This is a genomic window from Stutzerimonas sp. CXK-1 (genome assembly GCF_057738225.1).
Genome location: NZ_CM173217.1, coordinates 369,840 through 395,751 on the forward strand (window position 1 = coordinate 369,840; position 25,912 = coordinate 395,751).

Here is a 25,912-nt window from a genome sequence, read left to right on the forward strand (position 1 = left end):
GCCATGCAGGCCCCCTGGCAGGCGTTGCTCGACTGGTGGTTCGGCGACGGCGCCACGGCCGGGGAGGTTGCTGCGCAGAAGCACCGGCTGTGGTTCGGCTATCGTCCCGAGCAGGATGCCGAGGCCGCCGAGCGGTTCGGTGGCCAGGTCGACGAGGCGCTCGGCGGCGGGCTTGGTGACTGGGCGGCGACGCCGCAGGGCTGGCTGGCGCTGATCCTGCTGCTCGATCAGCTGCCCCGCATGATCTATCGCAATACGCCCAAGGCGTTTGCTGGCGATGCCCGCGCGCAGCATCTCGTGCATGACGGCCTGGTGCAGGGTGGCGACGTGCTGCTCGCGCCGATCCAGCGGGTGTTCGTTTATCTGGTGCTCGAGCACGCCGAGAACCTGGCCCTGCAGGAGCAGGCGGTGCTGCAGTTCGGTGCGCTGCGCGAGCATGCGGCAGCGGACGAGCAGGCCTTGTTCGCCGACTTTCTCGATTTCGCGCAGCGCCACCGCGCCGTCATTGCCCGCTTCGGGCGTTTTCCGCATCGCAACGCCATTCTCGGCCGTGATTCGACGGCGGCCGAACTGGCTTATCTGGCCGAGCCCGGCTCAGGCTTCTGAGCGCGGCTGGCGCTGAATCTCTGGCCCGCTATCGTGTCTAGACACTCCAAGGAGTCCGATATGTCTTTGCGTCCCTTTGCCCTGCTGACCGTTCTGCTCGCGCTTGGCGGCTGCAGCCCGATCACTCAGGAGAACTACGCCAAGCTCGAGGCCGGCATGAGCCGGGCGCAGGTCGAGCAGCTGCTGGGCAAGCCGGAGGAATGTGCCGGAGCGCTCGGCATGTCGAGCTGCACCTGGGGCGACAAGAACCGCTTCATCAGCATCCAGTTCGCCGGTGACCAGGTCATGATGTTCTCCGGCAAAGGCCTGAAATGACGGAGGTTTCATGCGTTTTCCGAGCCTGCTCCTCGCCTTCTTGCTGACCGCCGGCTGTGCCAGCGAGCCGGCTCAGGAACCCTACACCGCGGGTGAGGTGGACCTGGCCCGTTACCAGGGCACCTGGTACGAACTGGCCCGTCTGCCGATGTTCTTCCAGCGCAACTGCGTGGAATCGGAGGCGCACTATCGCCTGCAGGGCGACGAGCGTGTCGCGGTGACCAATCGCTGCCGGACCGAGGATGGCCAATGGCAGGAAGCGACGGGCACAGCGGTGCCTCAGGAGCCCGGCCGCAGCGATCGCCTGTGGGTGCGCTTCGATAACTGGTTCAGCCGGCTGTTCCCGACCCTGACCCGCGGTCATTACTGGGTGCTCTATCTCGATCCCGACTACCGCGTGGCGCTGGTCGGCAGCCCGGACCGCGAGTACCTCTGGCTGCTTTCGCGCACGCCCGAGGTTTCCACCGAGACGCGAGAGCGTCTGCTGGATGAAGCCCATGCGCGTGGTTACGACACCCGCGAGCTGATCTGGCGCGGCGAGACGCAGTGAGCCACCGCTCACTGCCAGTACATACGTGCCAGCAGCCAGCGCTCGTTTTCGCGCCACCACTCCAGGCGCACCTGGTAATGCCCGAGGCGCTCGGGCAGCAGGCCTTCGGCGCCGCTCAGGGTGACCTGCGCTTCGCTGAAGCCGCGCGACGGCAGTGCCGGATCGATCCAGCTGGATCCGCTGAGGACCAGCACCCGCACGTTTCGGTGACGTAGGAACAGCGTACCGGCAGTGCGCGTCGCCCAGTTGCGGTCGTGCCTGTCCTGGGCGAGGAAGTCCGGGTGCAGAGCGTCGTGCAGGGCGGCGACCCGTTTCGCCTCGAGGCTCTCCTGCAGTTCGCTGGCGGCCTTTTCGAGCGCGGCCTGGGCGTCGTCGCGTTCGCAGCCGCTCACGGCGAGCAGGAGGCTCAGCAACAGCGCTAGCAGGGTGCGGGGTGACATGCCCAAGTGCTCCAACCTCGTTATGATGCCGGGAAAACTCACGCGGGCCCGATGCCCGCCATGCAGACGCGGGAGTGTGCCATGCAGAGCCTGTATCCGGAGATCAAACCCTATGCGCGACACGAGCTGGCGGTGCAGGAGCCCCATGTGCTCTATGTCGACGAGAGCGGCGTGGCGGACGGTTTGCCGGTGCTCTTCGTGCACGGTGGTCCTGGCGGCGGCTGCGATGCCCTGAGCCGGCGGTTCTTTGACCCCACCATCTATCGCATCGTCACCTTCGATCAGCGCGGCTGTGGCCGCTCAACGCCGCATGCGAGCCTGGAAAACAATACGACCGCTCATCTGATCGCTGACATGGAGCGCATCCGTGAGCACCTGGGTATCGACAAATGGGTGCTGTTCGGTGGTTCCTGGGGCTCGACGCTGTCGCTGGCCTACGCCCAGACCTATCCCGAGCGGGTGCATGCGCTGATCCTGCGAGGCATCTTTCTCTGCCGCCCGCAGGACCTGAGCTGGTTCTACCAGGACGGCGCGAGCCGGCTGTTCCCCGACTATTGGGATGAGTTTCTTGCGCCGATTCCGCCCCAGGAGCGCGACGACCTGATCGGCGCGTACTATGCGCGCCTGACCGGCAGCGACCAGATCGCCCAGATGCACGCCGCCAAGGCGTGGTCCTGCTGGGAAGGGCGTACCGCCACGCTGCGCCCCAACCACCAGGTCGTCGACCGTTTCGGCGATGCACACCGGGCGCTGGCGATGGCGCGCATCGAATGCCACTACTTCATCAACCAGGCCTTTCTCGAGCCCGACCAACTGCTGCGCGACATGCCCAGGATCGCTCACCTGCCGGGCATCATCGTGCACGGGCGCTACGATTCGATCTGTCCGCTGGACAATGCCTGGGCACTGCACCAGGCCTGGCCGCAAAGCGAGCTGCAGATCATCCGCGACGCTGGCCACTCGGCGGCCGAATGCGGCATCACCGATGCGCTGGTGCGGGCGGCGGCGGATATCGCGCACCGTCTGCTCGACCTGCCGCCGGCGGAGGACGCCTGATGAAGGCACTGATCCAGCGGGTACGTCAGGCCAGGGTCGAGGTGGCTGGCGAGGTGATCGGGGCGATCGATCAGGGGCTGCTGGTGCTGGTCGGGGTGGAGCGCGACGACGACCAGGCCCGTGCCGACAAGCTGTTGCACAAGCTGCTCAACTACCGGGTATTCGCCGACGACCAAGGGCGCATGAACCGCTCGCTCAAGGACGTCGAGGGCGGCCTGCTGCTGGTTTCCCAGTTCACCCTGGCGGCCGACACCCGCAGCGGGCTACGGCCGAGCTTTTCCAGCGCGGCACCGCCGGAGCATGGGGCGGCGCTCTACGATTACCTGCTCAGCCGGGCGTGCGCACAGCACGCACCGACCGCCTGCGGGCGCTTCGGCGCCGATATGCAGGTCTTCCTGCAGAACGACGGGCCGGTCACCTTTCTGCTGGAAAGCTAGCCGTGTGGGCCGGCTCCAGCCCGTTCTCGCGTAGCCAGGTGGTGGCGTATTCGCGCAGCTGAACCTCCTGGTAGCGCAGCCAGGCCTGGCGCACTGCCGGAAAATCCTCGAGCTTGAAGTCGAAGGTGCGCAGCGGCTTGCGTCCGCCCAGTGCGCTGGCCAGTACCGCGTGCGCGTGCGGATCGTGCTGGGTGAACAGAAACGCCTCGCGCATGGCCAGGTGCTGGGCCAACTCCAGGGGTTCGATGTGCAGGTAGCGGTCGTCCTGCACGTCGTACTTCTCCTCGGCGCCGGGCGTCGGTTGGCCGGGTAGCACGGCGAGGATCTGGCCGGTCTCCAGGTCGAGGTAGTGCTCGCTGGTGTCGCGGTGGTCCAGCGCGTATTCGAGGCGGTGCATGTCGATGGTCAGGGGGCGCATGGGCAGTCACCTACTCGTTGGGTACGTGCATCTGACCGAGGCACGGCGCCACTGTGCCCGACGTTCATCGGCGCGGCGATTGCCTCAATACAGGCGAGCCAGCAGCGCGCTGACGGCTGTCTCCACGCGCAGGATGCGCTCGCCGAGCTGGACCGGCTGCAACCCGGCCTCGCCAAGCTTTTCAACCTCGTAGGGAATCCAGCCGCCCTCGGGGCCGATGGCCAGCGTCGCCGGCTCGCTCAGCGCGCGTGGGCAGGGCGGGTAATCGCCCGGATGGCCGACCAGTCCGCGGGTGCCGGCGGCCAGCGCGGGAAGCCGATCCTCAACGAACGGCTTGAAGCGCTTCTCGAGGGTGACGGTCGGCAGCACGGTATCGCGGGCCTGTTCCAGCCCGAGGATCAGTTGCTCGCGGATCGCAGCGGGCTCGAGAAAGGGCGTCTGCCAGAAGCTCTTTTCCACCCGGACGCTGTTGAGCAGCACCAGGCGCGGCACGCCCATCGCGGCGACCGTCTGCAGCACCCGGCGCAGCATCTTCGGCCGGGGCAGGGCCAGCAGCAGGGTGATCGGCAGCTTGGCCGGCGGCGGCTGGTCGAAGGCGACCGCCAGTTCCGCCTCTTGCTCATCGAGTCGCAGAACCCGACCGCTGCCCATCTGCGCACCGAGCAGGCCGACCCGCAGGCATTCACCGGCCTCGACCCGATGGACCTCGCGCATGTGCTTCAGCCGCCGACCGCGCAGCAGCACGCGGTCGGCGGCGATGAAGTCGGCCGGCTCGAGCAGCAGCAGGTTCACGGGCGCGGCGCGGGTGGCTGGCTGTCGGCTTCGCTGTCGCCTTCGGCATCGCCGCGGAACGCGGCTTCACGCTTGCTGATCATGCTGCCACACAGGAGGCCGGCTTCGAACAGCAGCCACATCGGCACCGCCAGCAGGGTCTGCGAGAACACGTCGGGGGGCGTCAGCACCATGCCGATCACGAAGCAACCGACCAGCACGTAGGGCCGGCTCTTGCGCAGCGTCTGCACCTCGACGATGCCGACCCAGATCAGCAGAAAGGTCGCCACCGGAATCTCGAAGGCCACGCCAAAGGCGAAAAACAGCGTGAGCACGAAGTCCAGGTACTGGCCGATGTCGGTCATCATCGCCACGCCTTCGGGCGTCACGCTGGCGAAGAAGCCGAACATGATCGGGAACACCACGAAGTAGGCGAAGGCCATCCCAGCGTAGAACAGGAAGATGCTGGAGATCAGCAAGGGCACCGCGATGCGCTTCTCGTGCTTGTACAGGCCGGGCGCGATGAAGCCCCAGATCTGATACAGGATGATCGGCATCGAAACGAACAGCGCGACCATCAGCGTCAGCTTGAACGGGGTGAGGAATGGCGAGGCCACCCCGGTGGCGATCATCGTCGCGCCTTCGGGCAGGTAGGCGCGCAGCGGTGCGGCCACCAGCGCGTAGATCTGCTGGGAGAAGTAGAACAGCCCGGCGAACACCAGGCCAATGGCGATCACGCTGCGCAGCAGGCGCTTGCGCAGCTCGGTGAGGTGCGCGATCAGCGGCATTTCCTGATCGTCGAGGGACGGCTTGCTCATGGATTGGGGCGTTCAGTCGGGGCGGAGGGCTTTTCGGAAGCCGCGGCGGGTACATCCTCGCGTGCCGTTTCGGCATCGCCGGCCGGCTTGACCGGAGCGGCTGCCGGAGGCTCGGCAGCTGGGCTCGGCGGGCTGCTCGGCGCCGAGGCACCGCTGTTACCCGGAGGCATGATGCTCTGCTTCATCTCGCGCTCCAAATCGAGGATGCGCTCGTTGTGCAGCTGGCGGCGGATCTCGTCCGCGCCGATCTCACGCTCCACTTCGGCCTTGATGTTGGCGAAGCTGCGCTTGAGCCGGCCGATCCACAGGCCCGTCGTGCGCACGGCACCGGGCAGGCGCTCGGGGCCGAGCACCACCAGCGCCACCAGCCCGACCAGCAGCAGTTCGGTAAAACCGATATCGAACATCGCGGCGCGCCTGTGTCAGTCTTTTTTCGCCGGATCGTCGACCTTGCGTGCCTGGGCATCGATGGTCTGCCCCGGTTTTTCCTCTACGCCGGGCTTTTCCTCGTCGGTGCCCATCGATTTGCGGAAGCCCTTGATCGCATCGCCCAGATCCGATCCCAGGCCCTTCAGGCGCTTGGTGCCGAACAGCATGATGACGATGAGCAGGATGATCAGTAGTTGCCAGACGCTGATGCCGCCAAGACCCATGATGTTGTCTCCGAAGTGAATCAGTTTTGCGGGCGCGCGGCTTTTTCCGCGTGCCCGGACAGGCCGAAACGTCGATCCAGCTCATCCAGTACCGCCTGCGGATGCTGGCCGAGGGCGGCAAGCATGACCAGGCTGTGGAACCAGAGGTCGGCGGTTTCGTAGATGACGTCGCTGCAGTCGCCGCTGCCTGCGGCATCCTTGGCGGCCAGGATGGTTTCCACCGATTCCTCGCCGACCTTTTCCAGAATCTTGTTCAGCCCCTTGTGGTACAGGCTGGCGACATAGGAACTCTCCGGCGCGGCGCCCTTGCGCGCCTCGAGCACTTCGGCCAGCCGGGTCAGGGTGTCACTCATGCTTGTGCTCCGCGTAGATGGCGTGCGGGTCCTTGAGTACCGGCTCGACGGTCTTCCACTGGTCCTGCTCCAGTACCCGATAGAAACAGCTCTGCCGCCCGGTATGACAGGCAATGCCGCCGATCTGCTCGACCATCAGGATGATCACATCGGCGTCGCAGTCCAGGCGCAGCTCGTGCAGTTTCTGCACATGGCCGGATTCCTCGCCCTTGCGCCACAGCTTGCCGCGCGAACGTGACCAGTAGATGGCGCGGTTCTCCTGCACCGTCAGCTGCAGCGACTCGCGGTTCATCCAGGCCATCATCAGTACACGGCCGGTCTGGTGGTCCTGCGCAATCGCCGGGACCAGCCCGTCCGCGTTCCAGTTGATCTCGTCCAGCCAGTTCATCGAATTCTCCGCTCAGTGCCGTCCAGTGTGCCAGCCGCCCCCGCAGCTGGCTATCGGCGTACGACGATATAGGTACCCGCGACGAGCATCAGCCAGGCCGGCCACGCGGCCACGGCGGTCAAGGTCGCGGCTTCGGCGGCCAGTACCGCACCGCCGCCGAGCAGCAGCGCGCCCAGCAGCCGCAGCGGCCAGCCGCGCGGGTGGTGCTGCCAGGGCGGCGGTGGGTTGTCGGCATGCGGGTGCGACATGCGTTCGAGCAGCTCGCGGGTCATGTTGGCCAGGTGTGGCAACTGCTCGACCTGGGCCTGCACATTCTTCAGCACCTGCTTGGGGCTCATGCGCTCGCGCATCCAGCGTTCGAGGTAGGGCTGGCCGGTGGTCCACAGGTCCAGCTCGGGATAGAGCTCGCGTCCCAGTCCCTCGATGTTCAACAGGGTCTTCTGCAGCAGCACCAGCTGGGGCTGCACCTCCATGTTGAAGCGTCGCGCCACCTGGAACAGGCGTACCAGCAGCTGGCCGAACGAGATGTCCTTCAGCGGCTTTTCGAAGATCGGCTCGCAAACGGTGCGAATCGCCGCCTCGAACTCGTTGACCTTGGTTTCGGCCGGTACCCAGCCCGAGTCGATGTGCAGTTGTGCGACCTTTCGATAGTCGCGCTTGAAGAAGGCCACCAGGTTGCGCGCCAGGTAGTCCTGGTCCTCCGGCGTCAGGCTGCCGACGATGCCGAAGTCCACCGCGATATATTGCGGGCTCCAGGGCTCGCGCGTGCTGACGAAGATGTTCCCCGGGTGCATGTCGGCGTGGAAGAAACTGTCGCGGAACACCTGGGTGAAGAAGATCTCCACACCGCGCTCGGCCAGCTGGCGCATGTCGGTGTTCTGCCGCTTGAGCGCCGCCATGTCAGTGACCGGAACACCGTAGATGCGCTCCATGACCAGCACCTGCGGGCGGCAGTAGTCCCAGTACACCTGCGGTACGTAGAGCAGCCGCGAGCCCTCGAAGTTGCGCCTGAGCTGGCTGGCGTTGGCCGCCTCGCGCAACAGGTCGAGCTCGTCGTAGATGGTCTTGGCGTAGTCGTCGACCACCTCGACCAGGTGCAGGCGTCGCGCGTCGGCGGAGAGGCGTTCGGCCGAGCGTGCCAGCAGGAACAGCCAGGCCAGGTCCTGGCTGATGACCGGGCGCAGGTTCGGCCGGACGACCTTGACGATGACTTCTTCGCCGGTGTGCAGGCGTGCGGCATGGACCTGCGCGACCGACGCCGAGGCGAGTGGCTTGGTGTCGAAGCGGGCGAACAGCTTGTCGATCGGCGCGCCGAGCTGCTGTTCGATCAGTGCAGTGGCGACGGCCGAGTCGAAAGGGGGGACGCGGTCCTGCAGCATCGCCAGTTCCTCGGCGATATCAGGCGGCAGCAGGTCGCGACGGGTCGAGAGAATCTGGCCGAACTTGATGAAGATCGGCCCCAGCCCTTCGAGCGCGAGGCGCAGGCGGGCGCCGCGGCTCAAGGCGCTATGGCGGCGCGGGATCCAGCGCCAGGGCAGCAGATAGCTGCTGGCGCGCAGCCAGAATGGCATCGGCAGATCGAGCAGGATGTCATCGAGGCGGTAGCGGATCACCACCAGCAGGATGCGAAACAGGCGAGCGGCGGCGGCGAACAGCTTCATTCGGGTTTTTCTGGCGCGAGGTTGTGGGCGAGGCGCTCGATGCGCGCCTCGAGGCGGTCGAGCGCCAGCTTGAGGTCATCGATTTCGCTGAAGCGGGCTTCGGCCTCTTGCTGGCCGACCAGTGCACGACTTTCCTCGGTGAGGTAGTCGGCCAGGTCCTGGCGTAGCGAATCGCCGCTCTCGCGCAGCCAGCGGGTCGGTGTGCGCACCCCTGTGCCGAGCAGCTGCGCGCCGACCGGGCCGAGCCAGCGCGACGCCTCGTATTCCCAGTCCAGTTCGAGGTCCTGCAGCACTTCGGCCAGGCTCATCAGCACGCCGCTGTCGCCGTCGATGCTGACTTGTGGCTCGTGCAGCACGGCCGTCTTCTGGCGGCTGACGAGCAGGCGAACCAGGCTGGAGGCCGGTGCGCGCAGACGACAGTCGGCGTCGGCCGCCCAGCTCGAGGCCAGGCGCAGGCCGTCTTCCTCGACCAGCACAAAGAGCTGCATGGCCGGCGCGCTGCAGTCGATCTCGATGATGCGTCCTGCCAGCCGCGCCAGGCGCGGCAGTGCCGTGGGGTCCAGCCGCAGCACGCGGTTGAGCCCCTGCTCGGCGCTAGCAAGCAGAGCCTGGCGCAGCATCAGGGTTTGATTCCGCGGTGCAGGGCGACGATGCCCCCGGTCAGGTTGTGATAGGTCACGCGCTCGAAGCCGGCGGTTTCCATCATGCCCTTGAGGGTTTCCTGATCCGGGTGCATGCGGATCGACTCGGCCAGGTAGCGATAGCTGTCGGCGTCGTTGGTGATCAGCTTGCCCATCATCGGCAGCAGGCTGAACGAGTAGGCATCGTAGGCCTTGGAGAACAGCTGGTTGGTCGGCTTGGAGAATTCCAGCACCAGCAGGCGGCCGCCCGGCTTGAGCACGCGCAGCATCGAGGCGATCGCGTCTTCCTTGTGGGTGACGTTGCGCAGGCCGAAGGCGATGGTGACCACGTCGAAGTGGTTGTCCGGGAAGGGCAGCTTCTCGGCATCGGCCTGTACGAACTTGACGTTGCCGGCCACGCCCTTGTCCAGCAGCTTGTCGCGGCCGACCTTGAGCATCGAGGCATTGATGTCGGCCAGCACCACCTCGCCGGTAGGCCCGACGATGCGCGAGAACTGCCGGGTCAGGTCGCCGGTGCCGCCGGCGATGTCGAGAATCCGGTTGCCTTGACGCGCGCCGGACAGCTCGATGGTGAAACGCTTCCACAGGCGATGGATGCCGCCAGACATCAGGTCGTTCATCAGGTCGTACTTGGCGGCCACGGAGTGGAACACCTCGGCCACCTTCTGCGCCTTCTGGCTCTCCGGCACGCTCTTGTAGCCGAAGTGGGTGGTCGGTTCTGCGTCATGCACTTTGCGAGGATCGGTCATGTCACTGTCACCGGAAGAATGTCGCGGCATTCTAAACCCAAAGGCGTTGGCAAGCTCCACGCTTGTGCCGGGGCGGGCGATGGCCTGAGCGGAAAACTTGATCTGGATCGGGCTGCGCGGTTTTGCTGCCGCCGCGCTGCTGTATAGTGCCGGCCGTTCATCGGCCCGCAGTCAGGAGTCGGCATGGCCCGAATCATCGTTGAGCGTTCCCACAGCCTCGGTCGCGAAGCCGCGCGTGCCAAGGCCGAGCAATTGGCCGGACGGCTGGCCAGCGAGTTCGGTGTGAGCTGCCAGTGGCAGGGCGACGTGCTGGCCGTACGGCGCAGCGGCGCGGACGGCCACATTGAAGTGGGCGAGGATCGGGTAAAGGTGCTGCTCAACCTGGGGCTGTTGTTGTCGGCGATGGGGCCGAGCATCCAGGGGCAGATCGAGCGCGCGCTGGACAAGGCACTGGCCTGAGCCGGCGCATCGCGCTTGTGCTCCGCCAGAGGTGCGACATCGACCCAGCGTTTCACCGATCCACCGCGCCGCGCTGGGGTGGTTGCAAGAAGCGACATCCAGCCTTCGGCTGCGTGCTCAGAGCATCAGCTTGACCACCGATTCGTCCGGGTCGCGTGACTTGCCCGCCTTCTCCAGCGCTTGCAGATAGTCGGCCCAGAGCGCCTGCTGGTTCTGCGCCAGGTGGTCGAGGTACTCCCAGGAATACAGCCCGCTGTCATGGCCATCGCTGAAGGTGAGCTTCAGTGCGTACTGGCCGGCCGGCTCGACCTTGTCCAGCGCGACGTTCAGTTTGCCGGTCTGCAGCACCGGGTTGCCGTGGCCCTGCACTTCGGCCGAGGGCGAATGCACGCGGAGGAATTCGGCCGGCAGGACATGGCGCTCGCTGGCGCCGTACTCCAGCTCCAGCGTCTTCGAGGCCTTGTGCAGCTTGATCGCAGTAGGAATGCGCATGCAACGCTCCGGAAGGATCGGCCGCAGCCTTCGCCACGGCCGCAGCGGTTAGAGGATGTAGCGCGACAGGTCTTCGTCCTGCGCCAGTTCGCCGAGGTGCTCGTTGACGTAGGCGGCATCGATACGGATCGCCTCGCCATCCTGCTTGACCGCCAGGTCTGCGGCGCTGAACGAAACCTCCTCGAGCAGCCGCTCGAGCAGCGTGTGCAGGCGACGTGCGCCGATGTTCTCGGTCTTCTCGTTGACCTGCCAGGCGATCTCGGCGATGCGCTTGATGCCGTCTTCGAGGAATTCGACCTGCAGCCCCTCGGTCTTGAGCAGCTCGCGGTACTGTTCGGCGAGCGAGGCGTGCGGCTCGGTGAGGATGCGCTCGAAGTCCTCCGGCGACAGTGCCTTGAGTTCGACGCGGATCGGCAGGCGGCCCTGCAGTTCCGGCACCAGGTCGCTGGGCTTGGACAGGTGGAAGGCGCCGGAGGCGATGAACAGGATGTGGTCGGTCTTGATCATGCCCAGCTTGGTGTTCACCGTGCTGCCCTCGATCAGCGGCAGCAGGTCGCGTTGCACGCCTTCGCGTGACACGTCGGCGCCGCCGGCGTTGGCGCGCTTGGCGACCTTGTCGATCTCGTCGATGAAGACGATGCCGTTCTGCTCGACCGCCTCCAACGCACGGGCCTTGAGTTCTTCCTCATTGACCAGGCGTGCGGCCTCTTCGTCGCGGACGAGCTTGAGCGCATCCTTGATCTTCAGCTTGCGGCTCTTCTTCTTGCCCTTGCCCATGTTGGCGAAGAGGTTCTGCAGCTGGCTGGTCATCTCTTCCATGCCGGGCGGGGCCATGATTTCCACGCCAGCCGGACTTTCGGCGACCTCGATGTCGATTTCCTTGTCGTCGAGCTGGCCTTCGCGCAGGCGCTTGCGGAACAGCTGGCGGGTGTTGGAATCGCCGGATTGCACCGGCTCCTCGGAGAAGCCTACCGGGCGTGCGGGTGGCAGCAGGGCGTCGAGAATGCGCTCCTCGGCGGCGTCTTCGGCACGGTGGCGCATCTTGTGCACTTCCTGCTCGCGCAGCATCTTCAGCGCCGCGTCGGCCAAGTCACGGATGATCGATTCGACATCGCGGCCGACATAGCCGACCTCGGTGAACTTGGTCGCTTCGACCTTGAGGAAGGGCGCGTTGGCCAGCTTGGCCAGGCGCCGGGCGATTTCGGTCTTGCCGACCCCGGTGGGGCCGATCATCAGAATGTTCTTCGGGGTGACTTCCTGGCGCAGCTCGGCCGGCAGCTGCATGCGCCGCCAGCGGTTGCGCAGGGCGATGGCCACGGCGCGCTTGGCGTCGTCCTGGCCGATGATGTGGCGGTTGAGTTCGTGGACGATCTCGCGGGGCGTCATGGACATTTTTTCAATACTCCGGGAGCTGGACAGTGAATGAACGGGCAGCTCGAAAAACCTGGGCGAGGCGGGCAACGCGGTATTGCCGCAGCAACCGGTTTTTCATCGGCCTGTCAGATCGCGCTGTCCAGCTCCTCGATGGTCAGGTTCTGGTTGGTGAACACGCAGATGCTGCCGGCGATGTTCAGGGCGGTTTCGGCAATCTCGCGGGCGGACATGTCGTCGCCGGCCTTCTGCAGCAGTGCCAGCGCGGCGGCCTGGGCGAAGCCGCCGCCCGAGCCCATGGCGATCAGCCCGTGCTCGGGTTCGACCACGTCGCCGTTGCCGGTGATGATCAGCGAGGCGTCCTTGTTGGCCACCGCGAGCATGGCCTCCAGGCGACTCAGCGAACGGTCGGTGCGCCAGTCCTTGGCCAGCTCGACTGCGGCGCGGACCAGATGACCCTGATGCTTCTCCAGCTGGCCTTCGAAGCGCTCGAACAGGGTGAAGGCATCGGCGGTGGCGCCGGCGAAGCCGGCCAGTACCTGGCCGTGATAGAGGCGACGGACCTTTTTGGCGTTGCCTTTCATCACGGTGTTGCCGAGGGAAACCTGGCCGTCGCCGCCCATGACGACTTTGCCGTTGCGGCGCACTGAAACGATGGTGGTCAAGGGGGAAATCTCCACGCAGCGGGGCGATGAATGCCCGAATGCGGGTGATATGGGGGGCCGTCACCGGCATTTCAACGTTCAGTCCATCGCAAAGTCCAGCTGGCGCCAGGCTTCGTAGACCGCCACGGCAACCGTGTTGGAAAGGTTCAGGCTGCGGCTGTCAGGGCGCATCGGCAGGCGCAGGCGGCGCTGCGCAGCGAAGGCGTCACGTACCTCGTCCGGCAAGCCGCGGCTCTCCGGGCCGAAGAGGAAGGCATCCCCGCGCCGGAACTCGACCTCATGAAAGGCCTGCGAGCCCTTGGTGGTGAAGGCGAACAGGCGTGGCGCGGTGCCGTCGCAGGGCGTGCCGGGCGGGGCGATGCCCAGTGCGGCCAGGCAGCTGGCAAGATCGGCATGGCGGCGCACCGGGGCGTACTCGTGGTAATCAAGGCCCGCCCGGCGCAGGCGCTTGTCGTCCAGCTCGTAGCCCAGTGGCTCGATCAGGTGCAGGCTGCAGCCGGTGTTGGCGCAGAGCCTGATAATGTTGCCGGTGTTCGGTGGAATTTCCGGTTGGAAGAGGATCACGTGAAACATGCGCAGCACCCGAGTGGACGACCGCGGCGATTCTACTGCGCCAGACCCGATGCCGCGCCTGCGCCGGCGGTTTTTCGCTTCGCTGTTGCTGATCGGCTTTCTCGTCGGGCTGATGCTCGGCCGGCTCGATACGCCCGAGCCGGTGCGGTTGCAGCGTATCGAACCGACCGAGGATGGGCTGCGCCTGGTGTTCGACGGGGAGCCCGAGGTACGTCAGCAGCAGGATGTCGACGGCGCCTTCGCCTTGCTGCTGGCGGCTGAGGCGTCGGGCCGCAGCGGTGAGCTGCAGCTGGCCGGCATGCCGGTGCGCTGGCGGCTGCAGCCCGGCGAGACCGGCCTGCTGCTGCACTTCGTCGCCACCCGTCCGCTGCAGGGTCGCTGGCACCTCGAAGGAGATCGCGACCAGGCCCTCAGGGTAGCCCTGATCCCCAAATCCTGAGCCTCGCGGCGTCAGCCCTCCTCGCCGTCGTCCTCGTCAGCGCCGTCGACACGCATGCCCAGCTCCTTGATCTTGCGCGTCAGTGTGTTGCGCCCCCAGCCGAGCAGCAGCGCGGCATCGCGACGGCGCCCGGCGGTGTGCTTGAGCGCGGTCTCGATCATGATCCGCTCGAAGGCCGGCACCGCCTCGTCGAGCAGGTTCGACTGGCCGCGGCCAAGGGCCAGATCCGCCCAGTTGCGCAGTGCCTGCTGCCAGTCGTCGACTGGCTGCGCCTCGCCGTGCTGGTGCAGCAGCTCGGGCGGCAGGTCGCTGACATGCACCTCGCGCCCGGAGGCCATCACCGTGATCCAGCGACAGGTGTTTTCCAGCTGACGCACGTTGCCGGCCCAGGGCAGGTGCTTGAGGTATTCCTCGGTTTCCGGCTTGAGCAGCTTGGTCTCGACAGCCAGTTCCTGTGCGGCGTTGGCGAGGAAGTGCCGCGCCAGCGCCGGGATATCCTCGCGCCGGTCGGCCAGGCGCGGGATGTGGATGCGGATGACGTTGAGCCGATGGAAAAGGTCCTCGCGAAACTTGCCGGCCTGCACCAGCGCCTCGAGATCCTGGTGGGTCGCGGCGATGATGCGCACGTCGACTTTCACCGGGGTATGCCCGCCGACACGGTAGAACTCGCCATCGGCGAGCACGCGCAGCAGGCGGGTCTGGGTATCGGCCGGCATGTCGCCGATCTCGTCGAGGAACAGCGTGCCGCCGTCGGCCTGCTCGAAGCGCCCGCGGCGCTGGCTGGCCGCGCCGGTGAACGCGCCTTTCTCGTGGCCGAACAGCTCGGACTCCATCAGGTCCTTCGGGATCGCCGCCATGTTCAGCGCGATGAACGGCGAGGCTGCACGCGGGCTGTGGCGGTGCAGGGCATGGGCGACCAGCTCCTTGCCGGTACCGGACTCGCCGTTGATCAGTACGGTGATGTTCGAGTGCGAAAGGCGACCGATGGCGCGGAACACCTCCTGCATTGCCGGCGCCTCGCCGATGATCTCCGGCGTGTGGTGCTGATCGGGCGTCGGCGCCTGGGCCTGCTGCTCCTGGGCATGCTGGTAGGCCCGCTTGACCAGCGAAACGGCGTCGTCGACATCGAACGGCTTGGGCAGGTACTCGAAGGCGCCGCCCTGGTAGGAGGCCACTGCGCTGTCGAGGTCCGAGTGCGCGGTCATGATGATCACCGGCAGGCGCGGATGCTGTTCGCGGATCTTGGCCAGCAGGTCGAGGCCGCTGGTGCCCGGCATGCGGATGTCGGAGATGATCACGTCGGGTTGCTGCCGGGCCAGCCGGTTGAGCACGCTGTCGGCGCTGTCGAAGCTCTGGATGTCCATGCCTTCCTGTTGCAGGGCCTTCTCCAGCACCCAGCGGATGGAGCGATCGTCGTCGACGATCCAGACGGTTTCGCTTCGGCTCATGGCGTTGTGGCTCCTTGTTCCAGCGGCAGGAAGATCGAGAAGGCGGTGTGTCCCGGATGGCTCTCGCACTCGATCAGGCCCTGGTGCTGACTGATGATGTTCTGGGTGATGGCCAGGCCCAGCCCGGTGCCGTCGGGGCGGCCGCTGACCATCGGGTAGAAGAGGGTGTTCTGCAGTTCGGCGGGGATGCCCGGGCCGTTGTCGATGATCTCGATGCGTGCGACCAGGCGATGGCGCACATGGCCGATGGTGAACTGGCGCAGCGTGCGCGTGCGCAAGGTGAGCCGGCCGAGCCCGAGTTCGGTCTGCCCGGCCAGCGCCTGCATGGCGTTGCGCATGATGTTGAGCAGCGCCTGGATCATCTGCTCGCGGTCCATCAGCACTTCCGGAATGCTTGGGTCGTAATCGCGCACCAAAATGAGGCGTCCCTGTGACTCGGCCTCGATCAGGCTGGCAACGTGTTCCAGCACCTCATGGATATTGGTCATCGCCAGCGACGGCAGCTTGTTCGAGCCGAGCATGCGGTCGACCAGATTGCGCAGGCGGTCGGCCTCTTCGATGATCACCTCGGTGTAATCCTTCAGGTGCTCGTCGGGCAGCTCGCGGGCCAGCAGCTGCGCCGCTCCGCGGATGCCGCCCAGCGGATTCTTGATCTCGTGGGCCAGGCCGCGCACCAGTAGCTTGGTGGTTTCCTGGGTCGACAGCTGGGCCTCATCCTTGGTGATGCGCAGCAGGCGATCGCGCGGCAGCACTTCAAGCAGCAACATGGTTTCCTGCTGCGTCGGGATGGGCGTCACGGCGTAGTCGACGGTCAGCGTCTGGCCGCTGACCGAGGTCAGGGTCGCCTCGCGCTTGGTGAACGGATGGGCTTCGGCGACTGCCTGGCGCAAGGCCGAGAGCGCCTCGGGGGATTCGGTAAACAGCTCGCTGATGAACTGGCCGTGGCTACGCTGGCCGCTGACCGCCAGCAGCATCTCGGCAGCCGGGTTCATGTACTCCAGGCGCAGCCGCGCATTGAGCAGAAGGGTTGCGGTAGTCAGATTCTCGAGCAGCAGGCGTTGCAAGGCATCGTTGATCATGGCGGGTCCGCATCCGGTGGGTAGACCGTCAAATGCAAGAAGCAAACCAACGCGCCATAGCGGCGCGAAATGGCGGTTCCCTGCACGCCTCGGGCAGGCTGCGTGAACCAAATTGGGCTTTCCCGCAGCCGTTGGCGAGCTATCGCACCAAAAAAGTGCGCCGCCTGATCATAGATAGGGCACGAACGGGATGTCGCGTTTTTCTTCCGGCTTGTCCTTCAGCGGGCACTCCAGGCGCACGCCGTAGTCGTCTTTCGCGCAGGGCCGAGCCTTGCGGCGCTGAGCCAGCGACATGCGCCGCAGGTGGACGTCCTGCTCGGCGCTGCGTGCCAGCTCGCTTCCGTCGGCAGCAAGGATCAGCAGGGCGATGCGATGCGTGCCGCGGTCGACATTGTGCAGGGCGAATGTGCCCGACTCGCCCGGCTCGCCGTATGGCTGGCCATCGAACAGCAGCTGGTAGCGGTGCCCGGGGCGTAGCGGTGGCTCGCTCGCGCCGTTGATGGTCAGGTTGCCGGCATTGTCGCGGACGGTGGCATCTGCCGCCGGGCTGATGATTCGCAGCGCCTGGTAGCCGGCGCGTGCGGGCGTCGCTGGCGGTGCTTGTGTTGCGGGCGCGGGCAGCGGCACCGCTGGCATCTGGTTCGCCGGCTTGAGCTCGATCGGCTCGGCTGCCGTCGTGGGGCGGTCGGTAAATACGCGGTTGCCCTCGGCATCCAGATAACTGTAGATGCCGGCCTGTGCCGGGGCGGCCAGCAGGGCCAGCAAAAGCCAGGCGAGCAATTGCACCCTCAGCGCCCCCGCAGGGCCGGGCTGGAGGTGTGGACACGCTGCACGGTGAACAGCTGCGGTTCACTGCGCTGTATCTCGCGTTCGCCCTGCAGGATCTGTACTTCCAGGCGGTGCTGGCCGCGGTCGATGTTGTTCAGCTGCAGGCTGGTGGCCTGGCTCGGCTCGGCCTGCGGAATGCCGTCGAGCACGAAGCGCAGGCGATGGCTCGGTTGCAGAGGCGGGTCCAGCTCGGCGCTGACCACGAAGGTGCCGTTGTTGGCGCGCAGCGCCTGTTCGTCGGGGATGCCGGCGATCGCCAGGTGCCGATAGGGTTGGCCGTTCTGCTGCGCCTCGCCTGGCAACGGCGGCGGCGGCTCCGGCGTGCGGATATCGACGGTGTTGGCCGGCGGCAGCTCGACGGGTTGGGCCTGGACGTTTTCCGGCGGCTGGTTGGTGAACACCGTGTTGCCCTGGGCATCGGTGTATTTGTAGATCTCGCTGCCATGTGCCTGGAGGGCCAGCAGTGCGAGCAGGCCGAGCAGTGCGTTGCGCATCGGAAAGGCTCCGCGGGGGTTGGGTGATCGAAGCCTTGCACCGCCAGCTATGGCAGGCAAGTTCGATCGCGCGGAATTGCGACGCCCTGCTGATGGCGGCCATCGCTTGGCCCGGGTGGCCCATAAACGACGAACCCCGCCGGGTGGCGGGGTTCGTGGGCGCGGTCGAGGCCGGTGTTGGCCGGCCTCGATTCGGCGATCAGCAGCTGTAGTACAGATCGTATTCCAGTGGGTGCACGAAGGTGCGTACCTTGATTTCCTCGGCCGCCTTCAGCTCGACGTAGGAATCCAGGAAGTCCTTGGTGAACACGCCGCCCTTGAGCAGGAACTCGTGGTCGGCTTCCAGCGCTTCCAGGGCTTCCTTCAGGCTGCCGCAGACCTGCGGGATGTTGGCCGCTTCTTCCGGCGGCAGGTCGTACAGGTTCTTGTCGGCGGCGTCGCCAGGGTGAATCTTGTTCTGGATGCCGTCCAGGCCGGCCATCAGCAGCGCGGCGAAGGCCAGGTAGGGGTTGGCCGACGGATCCGGGAAGCGCGCCTCGATGCGACGGCCCTTCGGGCTGGCGACGTACGGGATGCGGATGGAGGCGGAACGGTTGCGGGCCGAGTAGGCCAGCATGACCGGAGCCTCGAAGCCCGGAACCAGACGCTTGTAGGAGTTGGTCGACGGGTTGGTCAGGGCGTTCAGCGCCTTGCCGTGCTTGATGATGCCGCCGATGAAGTACAGCGCGGTATCGGACAGGCCGGCATAGCCTTCGCCGGCGAAGGTGTTCTTGCCGTCTTTGGCGATGGACATGTGCACGTGCATGCCCGAGCCGTTGTCGCCGTACAGGGGCTTCGGCATGAAGGTCACGGTCTTGCCGTAGGCGGCGGCGACGTTCTGCACGCAGTACTTCAGGGTCTGAACTTCGTCAGCCTTGGCCACCAGGGTGTTGAACTTCACGCCGATTTCGTTCTGCGCGCCGGCCACTTCGTGGTGGTGCACTTCGACGACCTGGCCCATTTCTTCCAGGGCGTTGCACATGGCGGTACGGATCTCGTGATCCGGATCGGCCGGCGGAGTCGGCAGGTAGCCGCCCTTCACGCGGATGAAGTGGCCGCTGTTGCCCTGACGGCCGTCGAGGTCGGCGTCACTGCTCCAGGAAGCCTGCTCGGAGAAGATCTTGAACATCGAGCCGGACATGTCCGACTTGTACTTCACGGAGTCGAAGATGAAGAACTCGGGCTCCGGGCCGGCGAATACGGTGTCACCGATGCCGGTGGACTTGAGGTATTCCTCGGCGCGCTTGGCGATGGCGCGCGGGTCGCGCTCGTAGCCCTGCATGGTCGAAGGTTCGATGACGTCGCAGACCAGGATCAGGGTCGGCTCTTCGGTGAACGGATCGAGCACGGCGGTGCTGTCGTCCGGCAGCAGGATCATGTCGGAGGCTTCGATGCCCTTCCAGCCATCGATGGAAGACCCGTCGAACATCTTGCCGACTTCGAAGAAGTCGTCATCGGCGTCGCGGGCCGGCATGGTGATGTGATGCTGGCGGCCCTTGGGGTCGGTGAAGCGCAGATCAATCCACTTCACATCGTTATCTTTGATCAGTTGAAGCGACTTCGACATGGGTGTTCTCCAAGTGGTGGAAGCGTGACAGTAGCTTCCCTGTATCGAGGTTGAAGCCGGGTGGCGATGTTCCGCCAAGGCGACCTGCCTCACAAGGGAGCAAATTGCATGCCAGTGCTCCGAGTTGGGTCCGGTGCGCCCGCCGGCGCCGCCTGCGCCTCTGGCCCCCGGTCAGGGCAGGCTGTCTATGCCACTGCTGTGCACGCTAATGGTGCGCTCCCGCAGTGCGCTGCCTCCTTTTGGTGCCTTGCGCCAGTGGTGCAGAAAACCGACTAAAGGTCTGGCCATTTCCGCTATACTCCGCGCCCCTCTTTTTCAGGCCTCGCCGGCCACGCGCTGCGTCCATGAAGCTGATCGTCAAGGTTTTCCCGGAAATCACCATCAAGAGCCCACCGGTGCGCAAGGGCTTCATTCGTCAGCTGACGAAAAACATCCGCGCCGTGCTCAAGGACCTGGACCCTGCGCTCCAGGTCGAGGGTGTGTGGGACAACATCGAGGTGGAGACTTCCGTCGGCGAGGCCAAGGCGCTGCGCGAGATGATCGAGCGGTTGCGCTGCATGCCTGGCATTGCGCATTTTCTCGAGGTCCACGAGTACCCGCTGGGCGACCTGGACGACATCGTCGAAAAATGCCAGGCGCACTATGCCGAGCGCCTGCCGGGGCGCATCTTCGCCGTGCGCTGCAAGCGTGCCGGCAAGCATCCGTTCAGCTCGATGGACGTCGAGCGCCACGTCGGCAGCCAGTTGCGCCAGCGCTGCGGCGCCGCCGGCATCTCGCTGAAGGCGCCGGAAGTCGAAGTGCGCATGGAGATCCGCGACCAGCGCCTGTTCGTCGTGCATCAGCAGCATGACGGCATTGGCGGCTACCCGCTTGGCTCGCTGGAGCAGACGCTGGTGCTGATGTCCGGCGGTTTCGACTCCACTGTCGCGGCCTACCAGATGATGCGCCGCGGGCTGATGACCCACTTCTGCTTCTTCAACCTCGGCGGCCGCGCCCATGAACTGGGCGTGATGGAAGTGGCCCACTATCTATGGAAGAAGTACGGCAGCTCGCACCGCGTGCTGTTCATCAGCGTGCCCTTCGAAGAGGTGGTCGGCGAAATCCTGCAGAAGGTCGACAACAGCCAGATGGGCGTGGTCTTGAAGCGCATGATGCTGCGTGCCGCGACCCAGATCGCCGAGCGCCTGAGCATCGATGCGCTGGTCACCGGCGAGGCTATCAGCCAGGTGTCCAGCCAGACGCTGACCAACCTCAAGGTGATCGACTCGGCTACCGACATGCTCGTCCTGCGCCCGCTGATCGCCAGCCACAAGCAGGACATCATCGACACCGCGACGGCCATCGGCACCGCCGAATTCGCCCGCAACATGCCCGAATACTGCGGCGTGATCTCGGTGAACCCGACCACCCGAGCCAAGGGCTACCGGGTCGTGCACGAGGAAAAGCAGTTCGACATGGCGATTCTCGAGCGCGCCCTGGCGAACACCCGCCAGGTCGCCATCGACCGGGTCATCGACGAACTGGGCCAGGATCTCTCGGTCGAGGAAGTCGGCGAAGCGCTTCCCGGCCAGGTCGTCCTCGACATCCGACACCCGGACCTGGCCGAGGACGAACCCCTCGAGCTGGCCGGCATCGAAGTCGAAACGGTGCCCTTCTACGCGCTGAACAACCGCTTCAAGGAACTGGATGGCAACCGCCAGTACCTGCTGTATTGCGATAAAGGTGTCATGAGCCGCCTGCATGCTCATCACCTGCTGAGCGAGGGGCACCAGAACGTGCGGGTCTACCGACCGGCAAGCCCGAAAGCCGTTGCTGGAAGCGCCCAGTGAAGAGCGCCCGTCCGACCAGCCGTATCGTCATTCGACGCAAGCACCCTCCCGACCGGGCTGCTGCCTGCGCCTTCCGTCCCGTTTCGGCTTCACGCTTCCCGCATATTTTTTAGGTAACCAAAGTGATCGAGAACCTCAGAAACATCGCCATCATCGCCCACGTCGACCATGGCAAGACCACCCTCGTCGACAAGCTGCTCAAGCTCTCCGGCACCCTTGACCGCAAGGAAGCCGAAGGCGAGCGCGTGATGGACTCCAACGACCAGGAACGCGAACGCGGCATCACCATCCTGGCGAAGAACACCGCCATCAAGTGGAACGACTACCGCATCAACATCGTCGACACCCCCGGCCACGCCGACTTCGGTGGCGAGGTCGAGCGCGTCATGTCGATGGTCGACTCCGTGCTGCTGGTGGTCGACGCCCAGGACGGCCCCATGCCGCAGACCCGCTTCGTGACCCAGAAGGCGTTCAAGGCCGGCCTGCGTCCGATCGTCGTGGTGAACAAGATCGACCGCCCGGGCGCGCGTCCGGATTGGGTCATCGACCAGATCTTCGACCTGTTCGACAACCTCGGCGCCACCGATGAGCAGCTCGATTTCCCGATCGTCTACGCCAGCGCCCTGAACGGCATCGCCGGTCTCGATCACGAAGCCATGGACGACAACATGGATGCCCTGTTCCAGGCCATCGTCGACCACGTGCCGGCACCCAAGGTCGACACCGAAGGCGCATTCCAGATGCAGATTTCGCAGCTGGACTACAACAGCTTCCTCGGCGTGATCGGCATCGGCCGCATCGCCCGCGGCAAGGTCCGCTCCAACACCCCGGTGACCGCCATCGGCGCCGACGGCAAGAAGCGCAACGGCCGCATCCTGAAGATCATGGGCCACCACGGCCTGCAGCGCGTCGAGGTGGAAGAAGCCACCGCCGGCGACATCGTCTGCGTCTCGGGCATGGATGAGCTGTTCATCTCCGACACGCTTTGCGACCAGCAGAGCGTCGAGGCGCTGCCGCCGCTGACCGTCGACCAGCCGACCGTGAGCATGACCTTCCAGGTCAACGACTCGCCGTTCGCCGGCAAGGAAGGCAAGTTCGTCACCAGCCGCAACATCAAGGACCGTCTGGACAAGGAGCTGCTGCACAACGTGGCGCTGCGCGTCGAACAGGGCGACAGCCCGGAGAAGTTCAAGGTCTCCGGCCGCGGCGAGCTGCACCTGTCGGTACTGATCGAAACCATGCGCCGTGAAGGCTTCGAGCTGGCCGTGGGCCGCCCGGAAGTGGTGATCATCGAGAACGAGGCCGGCGAGAAGCAGGAACCGTACGAGAACGTCACCATCGACATCGAGGAGCAGCACCAGGGCCCGGTGATGGAGCAGATGGGCCTGCGCAAGGGCGATCTGACCAACATGATCCCCGACGGCAAGGGGCGTATCCGTCTGGAATACACCATTCCCGCGCGCGGCCTGATCGGCTTCCGCAACGCCTTCCTGACCCTGACCTCGGGCACCGGCATTCTGACCTCGACCTTCAGCCATTACGGGCCGATCAAGGCCGGTGAAGTGACCAACCGCCAGAACGGCGTGCTGGTCTCCATGGCTACCGGCACCGCGCTGACCTACTCGCTGGAAACCCTGCAGGACCGCGGCAAGCTGTTCCTCAGCCCGGGCGACGAGGTCTACGAAGGCCAGCTGGCCGGCATCCACAGCCGTGACAACGACCTGGTGATCAACCCGACCAAGGCCAAGAAGCTCGATAACATGCGCGCTTCGGGCAAGGACGAGACCATCCAGCTGACCCCGGCACTGAAATTCACCCTTGAGCAGGCGCTGGAATTCATTGCTGACGACGAGCTGGTGGAAGTCACGCCGAAGTCGATCCGCCTGCGCAAGAAGATGCTGAACGAGAACGACCGCAAGCGCTACGAGCGCAGCAAGGTCTAAACGCCGTTGCAGTCAGACAAAGGCGCCTTCGGGCGCCTTTGTTGTTTCTATCCAAAAATCGCGCCCATGGACTTGAGCCACGGCATCTGCGCGAACTACCCTGCCGAGGGTGATGGCATGTCGCCATCCTGGCAGGGACCGCCGTCATCAACACCCAGACGCCCAACCATGGGTCGCTCCACCGCTCAACCCAGCGGGCTGCGCACCCCCGCAAATGCCTGACCCAGCACATGCGAATAGATTTGCGTCGTGCGCGCGTCGGCATGCCCGAGCAGCGTCTGTACCGTGCGGATATCACTGCCCCGGCGCAGCAGCTCGGTAGCAAAGGTATGCCGGAAGGTGTGGGAACTCGCCGGCTTGCCCAACCCACAGGCCTGCACCGCCTGCTTGATGGCACGCTGAATGGAGCTGACACGCACGTGATGACGAGCCGGGTCGCCGTCCGCATCCATGCATACCCCGGCGGAGGGAAACAGCCATTGCCATTGCAGCGAACCGGAAGCGCTGGGGTACTTGCGTTTGAGCGCGTGGGGCACCGTCACCGGCACCTGGTAGAACGCCTCCCGCGCCTGCCACCGCCCGCGAATCAGCGCAATCCGTTCCGTCAGCCGCGCAATCAGGCTGGTTGGCAGCAAGGTGGTGCGGTCCTTACCGCCCTTGCCGTCACGCACGATGATAACCTGCTTGTCGAAATCGATGTCCTTAACCCACAACCGCGCAGCTTCCACCACGCGCAAGCCTGCGCCATACATCAGCGACGCCAGCAGATCATAGGGTGGTGCCAGCCGACCAATGACCGCCAGCGCCTCCTGGTGCGACAGCACCACCGACAAGCGCGGTGGGCGTTTGGCTCGGATCGTCTCGCCAATATCACCCAGCGGTCGCTCAAGTACACGGGCGTACAGAAACACGACGGCATTCAGCGCCAGATTTTGCGTGGCCGCCGCCACGTGACGCTCGCTGGCAAGCCAGCTCAGAAACTGGTTGACCTCGGCAGGCCCGAGCTCCAGCGGATGGCGCATCTGGTGAAACCGCAGGTAAAAGCGTATCCAGTACCAGTAACTTTTCTCGGTGCGGATGCTGTAGTGATGCGCGCGCATCACTGCGTGAAACTGCTCCCGCAGGCGCGGCTTGGGCGGTTGGCTGTCCATATGACTTTCTTGACTGGTTGTTTGTACAGTATTCGTAGATTCACAACAGACAACCGTCAAGCGAACACAGTGGAAGCCATGATCGATCAGCTAAGTCTTTGTTTTAAAAGGGGAATATTTTTATAAGTGGCTCCGTGTTTTCTGAGTTATACCGAACGCTACCGTTATGCGTTAACGCCGCATACGGTCTAATCACTGTTATACGCTCTGAAGGAACCAGCCCTGTGAAGATATTTACGATGTGTGTGGAGTGTCAAAAAGAACTTGGGCACCCTTCGTTTGAGCCAATAATCGCTGACTATTACGAAGAGTCTCTAGCATTTATTGAGTGCTCCAGAGGTCATAAGTCAGCAATTTTGCTTCAAAGTCAGAAGTTTGAAATACTTCTTGAGTCAGCAGCAAATGCTTTGATTGAGGGATATACGCTTGAGGCTGCATCTGGCCTTTCATCGGCATATGAGCGCTTTTTTGAGTTCGCAATAAATGTTTTCTGCAAGAAGAACAACGTTTCTAAAGAGGCTCTGGAGGAAACATATAAACAAGTTTCCAAGCAATCAGAGCGTCAAATCGGCGCCTTTCTATTTCTTCATCTGCTTGTATTTGGCAGCAACTACACACTCAACAAAAAAATCCCAGAACTCAGAAATCGAGTGATACACCAGGGTTACATTCCAACGCCAGAGGAAGTAATCAAGCTCGGAGAGCTGATTTATCAGGAAATACTGTCGATAACCAAGTTAATTAACTCAAACCTTGCTAGCGAAAAGCAGCAAGTGATAATGGACACATTGCAAGCACGCAACGAGAAGATTCCTGCCGAAACACCTCGCGCAACCACAACAGGCACAATGTTCTTTTCCTTGGCCATGGCAGAGCAAAAAGAAAATTTTCAAGAAGCCCTTGCCAGCTACAAAGAGGCTAGAGAAAAGCTGCTTGGCTCAGTGCCATACTTGCGCTCCTTTAGCAAAGCAGTTGCCCTCTATACCAATCTTCGCGGCCCCGTATAACAATGCGCTCAACACCGTTCGCTTCGCTCACTGGACTCACAAAAGCTACGCTTTGGCTCGCCTGTTAGATTAATCGTTATATTCAATAGAAGAAATCAGAATGGCCTGGGATGACGCATTCAAAATCATAACGGCAATGATTGCCTCAATTGGCGCAGGTGGCGCGATTATTTTTGCCCTGTCCACCTGGCTGGGCAAATTATGGGCGCAGCGAATCCTAGAAAACGAAAAGCATCAACTGGCATCTGAGCTTGAGAAAACAAAGCTTGAGCTTGATATCGTAAAAGAAACGACGCTTCGCTTTCAAAACGACAAATTACATACCTATCGAGCCGTAATCGATGTAATTGCAAGAATTCTATCCGCGTTAGATGCTCATGAGTCTGGGAGGCTACAAGCCAATGAAGCTAATGCGCGTTTCGATGAATTCAATGAACAGCGTATAAGAATATATGGCTACCTTGCCATGATCGCACCACAGGCTGTCATGGACGCACAAGACGAACTGATAGATAACTTACTATTGGTCGCCCATGGAAACGCCGAGTACAAGTGGGAAAAGGTTAGAGCAAATGCACTTGCGTTGCTCAACGCTATACGCATAGATATAGGCATTGATAAAAGCCCTATCTTTTACAATGGGACGCTATGAATATAACAATGCGCTCAACT

The 25,912-nt window shown here is 64.1% G+C and carries 32 protein-coding genes; 11 read left to right on the plus strand and 21 right to left on the minus strand.

The window, feature by feature from the left end; all coding sequences use genetic code 11:
• Positions 1-3 precede the first annotated feature (3 nt).
• Genes AC0KXH_RS01750 through AC0KXH_RS01760 form a run of 3 tightly spaced genes read left to right on the plus strand, consistent with a single transcriptional unit; the run spans position 4 to position 1,471 of the window.
• Positions 4-606: a DUF924 family protein gene (locus tag AC0KXH_RS01750; protein WP_312359782.1), complete on the plus strand. Its 603-nt coding sequence runs from the start codon at positions 4-6 to the stop codon at positions 604-606.
• Positions 607-666: 60 nt separating this feature from the next.
• Positions 667-921, plus strand: coding sequence for an outer membrane protein assembly factor BamE domain-containing protein (gene bamE, locus AC0KXH_RS01755; protein ID WP_041108548.1), 255 nt, complete (start codon positions 667-669; stop codon positions 919-921).
• A gap of 10 nt (positions 922-931) precedes the next feature.
• The gene (locus AC0KXH_RS01760; RefSeq protein ID WP_165562234.1) at positions 932-1,471 is read left to right on the plus strand and encodes a lipocalin family protein; all 540 of its coding nucleotides are present in this window, start codon (positions 932-934) and stop codon (positions 1,469-1,471) included.
• Between the two features lie 8 nt (positions 1,472-1,479).
• Here AC0KXH_RS01760 and AC0KXH_RS01765 read toward each other — a convergent pair whose 3' ends face one another.
• Positions 1,480-1,911: a hypothetical protein gene (locus AC0KXH_RS01765; protein ID WP_488224046.1), complete on the minus strand. Its 432-nt coding sequence runs from the start codon at positions 1,909-1,911 to the stop codon at positions 1,480-1,482.
• An 81-nt stretch (positions 1,912-1,992) separates the two neighbouring features.
• On the opposite strand from AC0KXH_RS01765, the gene pip reads away from it, so the two are divergent.
• Both pip and dtd read left to right on the plus strand, forming a co-directional pair.
• Positions 1,993-2,967 (plus strand): prolyl aminopeptidase, encoded by a 975-nt coding sequence (gene pip, locus AC0KXH_RS01770; RefSeq protein WP_488224047.1) that lies wholly within the window; start codon positions 1,993-1,995, stop codon positions 2,965-2,967.
• Positions 2,967-3,404, plus strand: coding sequence for a D-aminoacyl-tRNA deacylase (gene dtd, locus AC0KXH_RS01775; RefSeq protein WP_439931137.1), 438 nt, complete (start codon positions 2,967-2,969; stop codon positions 3,402-3,404). The genes pip and dtd overlap by 1 nt, the downstream gene beginning before the upstream one ends.
• On the opposite strand, the gene AC0KXH_RS01780 is transcribed toward dtd, so the two are convergent.
• The 10 genes from AC0KXH_RS01780 to ubiE all read right to left on the minus strand — a co-directional run bounded on the left by AC0KXH_RS01780 (position 3,382) and on the right by ubiE (position 9,856).
• Entirely contained in the window at positions 3,382-3,822 is a 441-nt protein-coding gene (locus AC0KXH_RS01780; RefSeq protein WP_041108543.1) for a UPF0158 family protein, read from the minus strand. The genes dtd and AC0KXH_RS01780 overlap by 23 nt on opposite strands.
• Before the next feature lie 84 nt (positions 3,823-3,906).
• Positions 3,907-4,614: a 16S rRNA (uracil(1498)-N(3))-methyltransferase gene (locus AC0KXH_RS01785; protein ID WP_041108542.1), complete on the minus strand. Its 708-nt coding sequence runs from the start codon at positions 4,612-4,614 to the stop codon at positions 3,907-3,909.
• Positions 4,611-5,411: a twin-arginine translocase subunit TatC gene (tatC, locus tag AC0KXH_RS01790; protein WP_041108540.1), complete on the minus strand. Its 801-nt coding sequence runs from the start codon at positions 5,409-5,411 to the stop codon at positions 4,611-4,613. Before tatC ends, AC0KXH_RS01785 begins: the two co-directional genes overlap by 4 nt.
• Positions 5,408-5,818: a Sec-independent protein translocase protein TatB gene (gene tatB / locus AC0KXH_RS01795; protein WP_312359164.1), complete on the minus strand. Its 411-nt coding sequence runs from the start codon at positions 5,816-5,818 to the stop codon at positions 5,408-5,410. The genes tatC and tatB overlap by 4 nt, the downstream gene beginning before the upstream one ends.
• A 15-nt stretch (positions 5,819-5,833) precedes the next feature.
• On the minus strand, positions 5,834-6,064 hold the full coding sequence (tatA, locus tag AC0KXH_RS01800) for a twin-arginine translocase TatA/TatE family subunit (RefSeq protein ID WP_041108536.1): 231 nt from the start codon (positions 6,062-6,064) through the stop codon (positions 5,834-5,836).
• Positions 6,065-6,084: 20 nt separating this feature from the next.
• Positions 6,085-6,417 carry a phosphoribosyl-ATP diphosphatase gene (locus tag AC0KXH_RS01805; protein WP_041108534.1) on the minus strand — a complete coding sequence of 111 codons (333 nt, stop codon included), beginning with the start codon at positions 6,415-6,417 and terminating at the stop codon, positions 6,085-6,087.
• The gene (hisI, locus tag AC0KXH_RS01810; protein WP_061338002.1) at positions 6,410-6,805 is read right to left on the minus strand and encodes a phosphoribosyl-AMP cyclohydrolase; all 396 of its coding nucleotides are present in this window, start codon (positions 6,803-6,805) and stop codon (positions 6,410-6,412) included. The genes AC0KXH_RS01805 and hisI overlap by 8 nt, the downstream gene beginning before the upstream one ends.
• 50 nt (positions 6,806-6,855) lie before the next feature.
• Complete coding sequence (ubiB, locus tag AC0KXH_RS01815; protein ID WP_041108530.1) at positions 6,856-8,466, minus strand: ubiquinone biosynthesis regulatory protein kinase UbiB; 1,611 nt, start codon at positions 8,464-8,466, stop codon at positions 6,856-6,858.
• Positions 8,463-9,086 carry a ubiquinone biosynthesis accessory factor UbiJ gene (locus AC0KXH_RS01820; RefSeq protein ID WP_061338001.1) on the minus strand — a complete coding sequence of 208 codons (624 nt, stop codon included), beginning with the start codon at positions 9,084-9,086 and terminating at the stop codon, positions 8,463-8,465. The genes ubiB and AC0KXH_RS01820 overlap by 4 nt, the downstream gene beginning before the upstream one ends.
• Positions 9,086-9,856, minus strand: coding sequence for a bifunctional demethylmenaquinone methyltransferase/2-methoxy-6-polyprenyl-1,4-benzoquinol methylase UbiE (gene ubiE, locus AC0KXH_RS01825; RefSeq protein ID WP_041108526.1), 771 nt, complete (start codon positions 9,854-9,856; stop codon positions 9,086-9,088). The genes AC0KXH_RS01820 and ubiE overlap by 1 nt, the downstream gene beginning before the upstream one ends.
• 183 nt (positions 9,857-10,039) lie before the next feature.
• On the opposite strand from ubiE, the gene AC0KXH_RS01830 reads away from it, so the two are divergent.
• A complete protein-coding gene (locus AC0KXH_RS01830) occupies positions 10,040-10,315 on the plus strand; it encodes a polyhydroxyalkanoic acid system family protein (RefSeq protein WP_041108524.1) in 276 nt (91 codons plus the stop codon).
• A gap of 117 nt (positions 10,316-10,432) precedes the next feature.
• On the opposite strand, the gene AC0KXH_RS01835 is transcribed toward AC0KXH_RS01830, so the two are convergent.
• The 4 genes from AC0KXH_RS01835 to AC0KXH_RS01850 all read right to left on the minus strand — a co-directional run bounded on the left by AC0KXH_RS01835 (position 10,433) and on the right by AC0KXH_RS01850 (position 13,416).
• Positions 10,433-10,807: a gamma-butyrobetaine hydroxylase family protein gene (locus tag AC0KXH_RS01835; protein ID WP_061338000.1), complete on the minus strand. Its 375-nt coding sequence runs from the start codon at positions 10,805-10,807 to the stop codon at positions 10,433-10,435.
• Positions 10,808-10,855: 48 nt separating this feature from the next.
• Positions 10,856-12,199, minus strand: a complete 1,344-nt coding sequence (gene hslU / locus AC0KXH_RS01840; RefSeq protein ID WP_041108520.1) for an ATP-dependent protease ATPase subunit HslU — start codon at positions 12,197-12,199, stop codon at positions 10,856-10,858.
• Positions 12,200-12,306: 107 nt separating this feature from the next.
• On the minus strand, positions 12,307-12,843 hold the full coding sequence (gene hslV, locus AC0KXH_RS01845) for an ATP-dependent protease subunit HslV (protein WP_041108518.1): 537 nt from the start codon (positions 12,841-12,843) through the stop codon (positions 12,307-12,309).
• A gap of 78 nt (positions 12,844-12,921) precedes the next feature.
• Positions 12,922-13,416, minus strand: a complete 495-nt coding sequence (locus AC0KXH_RS01850; protein WP_041108516.1) for a tRNA (cytidine(34)-2'-O)-methyltransferase — start codon at positions 13,414-13,416, stop codon at positions 12,922-12,924.
• Between AC0KXH_RS01850 and AC0KXH_RS01855 the strand changes: the two genes are divergently transcribed.
• Positions 13,415-13,855 (plus strand): hypothetical protein, encoded by a 441-nt coding sequence (locus AC0KXH_RS01855; RefSeq protein WP_488224048.1) that lies wholly within the window; start codon positions 13,415-13,417, stop codon positions 13,853-13,855. The two genes, AC0KXH_RS01850 and AC0KXH_RS01855, sit on opposite strands and share 2 nt — an antisense overlap.
• Before the next feature lie 11 nt (positions 13,856-13,866).
• Here the strand turns inward: AC0KXH_RS01855 and ntrC are convergent, their stop codons facing one another.
• The 5 genes from ntrC to glnA all read right to left on the minus strand — a co-directional run bounded on the left by ntrC (position 13,867) and on the right by glnA (position 19,310).
• Positions 13,867-15,303, minus strand: a complete 1,437-nt coding sequence (gene ntrC / locus AC0KXH_RS01860; protein WP_041108511.1) for a nitrogen regulation protein NR(I) — start codon at positions 15,301-15,303, stop codon at positions 13,867-13,869.
• A complete protein-coding gene (gene glnL, locus AC0KXH_RS01865) occupies positions 15,300-16,382 on the minus strand; it encodes a nitrogen regulation protein NR(II) (RefSeq protein WP_041108509.1) in 1,083 nt (360 codons plus the stop codon). The genes ntrC and glnL overlap by 4 nt, the downstream gene beginning before the upstream one ends.
• A gap of 168 nt (positions 16,383-16,550) precedes the next feature.
• Positions 16,551-17,162, minus strand: a complete 612-nt coding sequence (locus AC0KXH_RS01870) for a DUF4124 domain-containing protein (RefSeq protein ID WP_376748526.1) — start codon at positions 17,160-17,162, stop codon at positions 16,551-16,553.
• An 8-nt stretch (positions 17,163-17,170) separates the two neighbouring features.
• A complete protein-coding gene (locus AC0KXH_RS01875) occupies positions 17,171-17,704 on the minus strand; it encodes a DUF4124 domain-containing protein (RefSeq protein WP_488224049.1) in 534 nt (177 codons plus the stop codon).
• Positions 17,705-17,903: 199 nt separating this feature from the next.
• Entirely contained in the window at positions 17,904-19,310 is a 1,407-nt protein-coding gene (glnA, locus tag AC0KXH_RS01880) for a type I glutamate--ammonia ligase (protein WP_061337995.1), read from the minus strand.
• 344 nt (positions 19,311-19,654) lie between these two features.
• On the opposite strand from glnA, the gene thiI reads away from it, so the two are divergent.
• Both thiI and typA read left to right on the plus strand, forming a co-directional pair.
• Positions 19,655-21,139: a tRNA uracil 4-sulfurtransferase ThiI gene (gene thiI / locus AC0KXH_RS01885; RefSeq protein WP_041108501.1), complete on the plus strand. Its 1,485-nt coding sequence runs from the start codon at positions 19,655-19,657 to the stop codon at positions 21,137-21,139.
• A gap of 122 nt (positions 21,140-21,261) precedes the next feature.
• Positions 21,262-23,082: a translational GTPase TypA gene (gene typA / locus AC0KXH_RS01890; RefSeq protein WP_041108499.1), complete on the plus strand. Its 1,821-nt coding sequence runs from the start codon at positions 21,262-21,264 to the stop codon at positions 23,080-23,082.
• A gap of 185 nt (positions 23,083-23,267) precedes the next feature.
• Here typA and AC0KXH_RS01895 read toward each other — a convergent pair whose 3' ends face one another.
• On the minus strand, positions 23,268-24,233 hold the full coding sequence (locus tag AC0KXH_RS01895; RefSeq protein ID WP_488224050.1) for an integron integrase: 966 nt from the start codon (positions 24,231-24,233) through the stop codon (positions 23,268-23,270).
• Positions 24,234-24,457: 224 nt separating this feature from the next.
• Between AC0KXH_RS01895 and AC0KXH_RS01900 the strand changes: the two genes are divergently transcribed.
• Positions 24,458-25,240 (plus strand): hypothetical protein, encoded by a 783-nt coding sequence (locus AC0KXH_RS01900; RefSeq protein ID WP_488224051.1) that lies wholly within the window; start codon positions 24,458-24,460, stop codon positions 25,238-25,240.
• A 100-nt stretch (positions 25,241-25,340) separates the two neighbouring features.
• Positions 25,341-25,892, plus strand: a complete 552-nt coding sequence (locus AC0KXH_RS01905; RefSeq protein WP_488224052.1) for a hypothetical protein — start codon at positions 25,341-25,343, stop codon at positions 25,890-25,892.
• Positions 25,893-25,912: the final 20 nt, after the last annotated feature.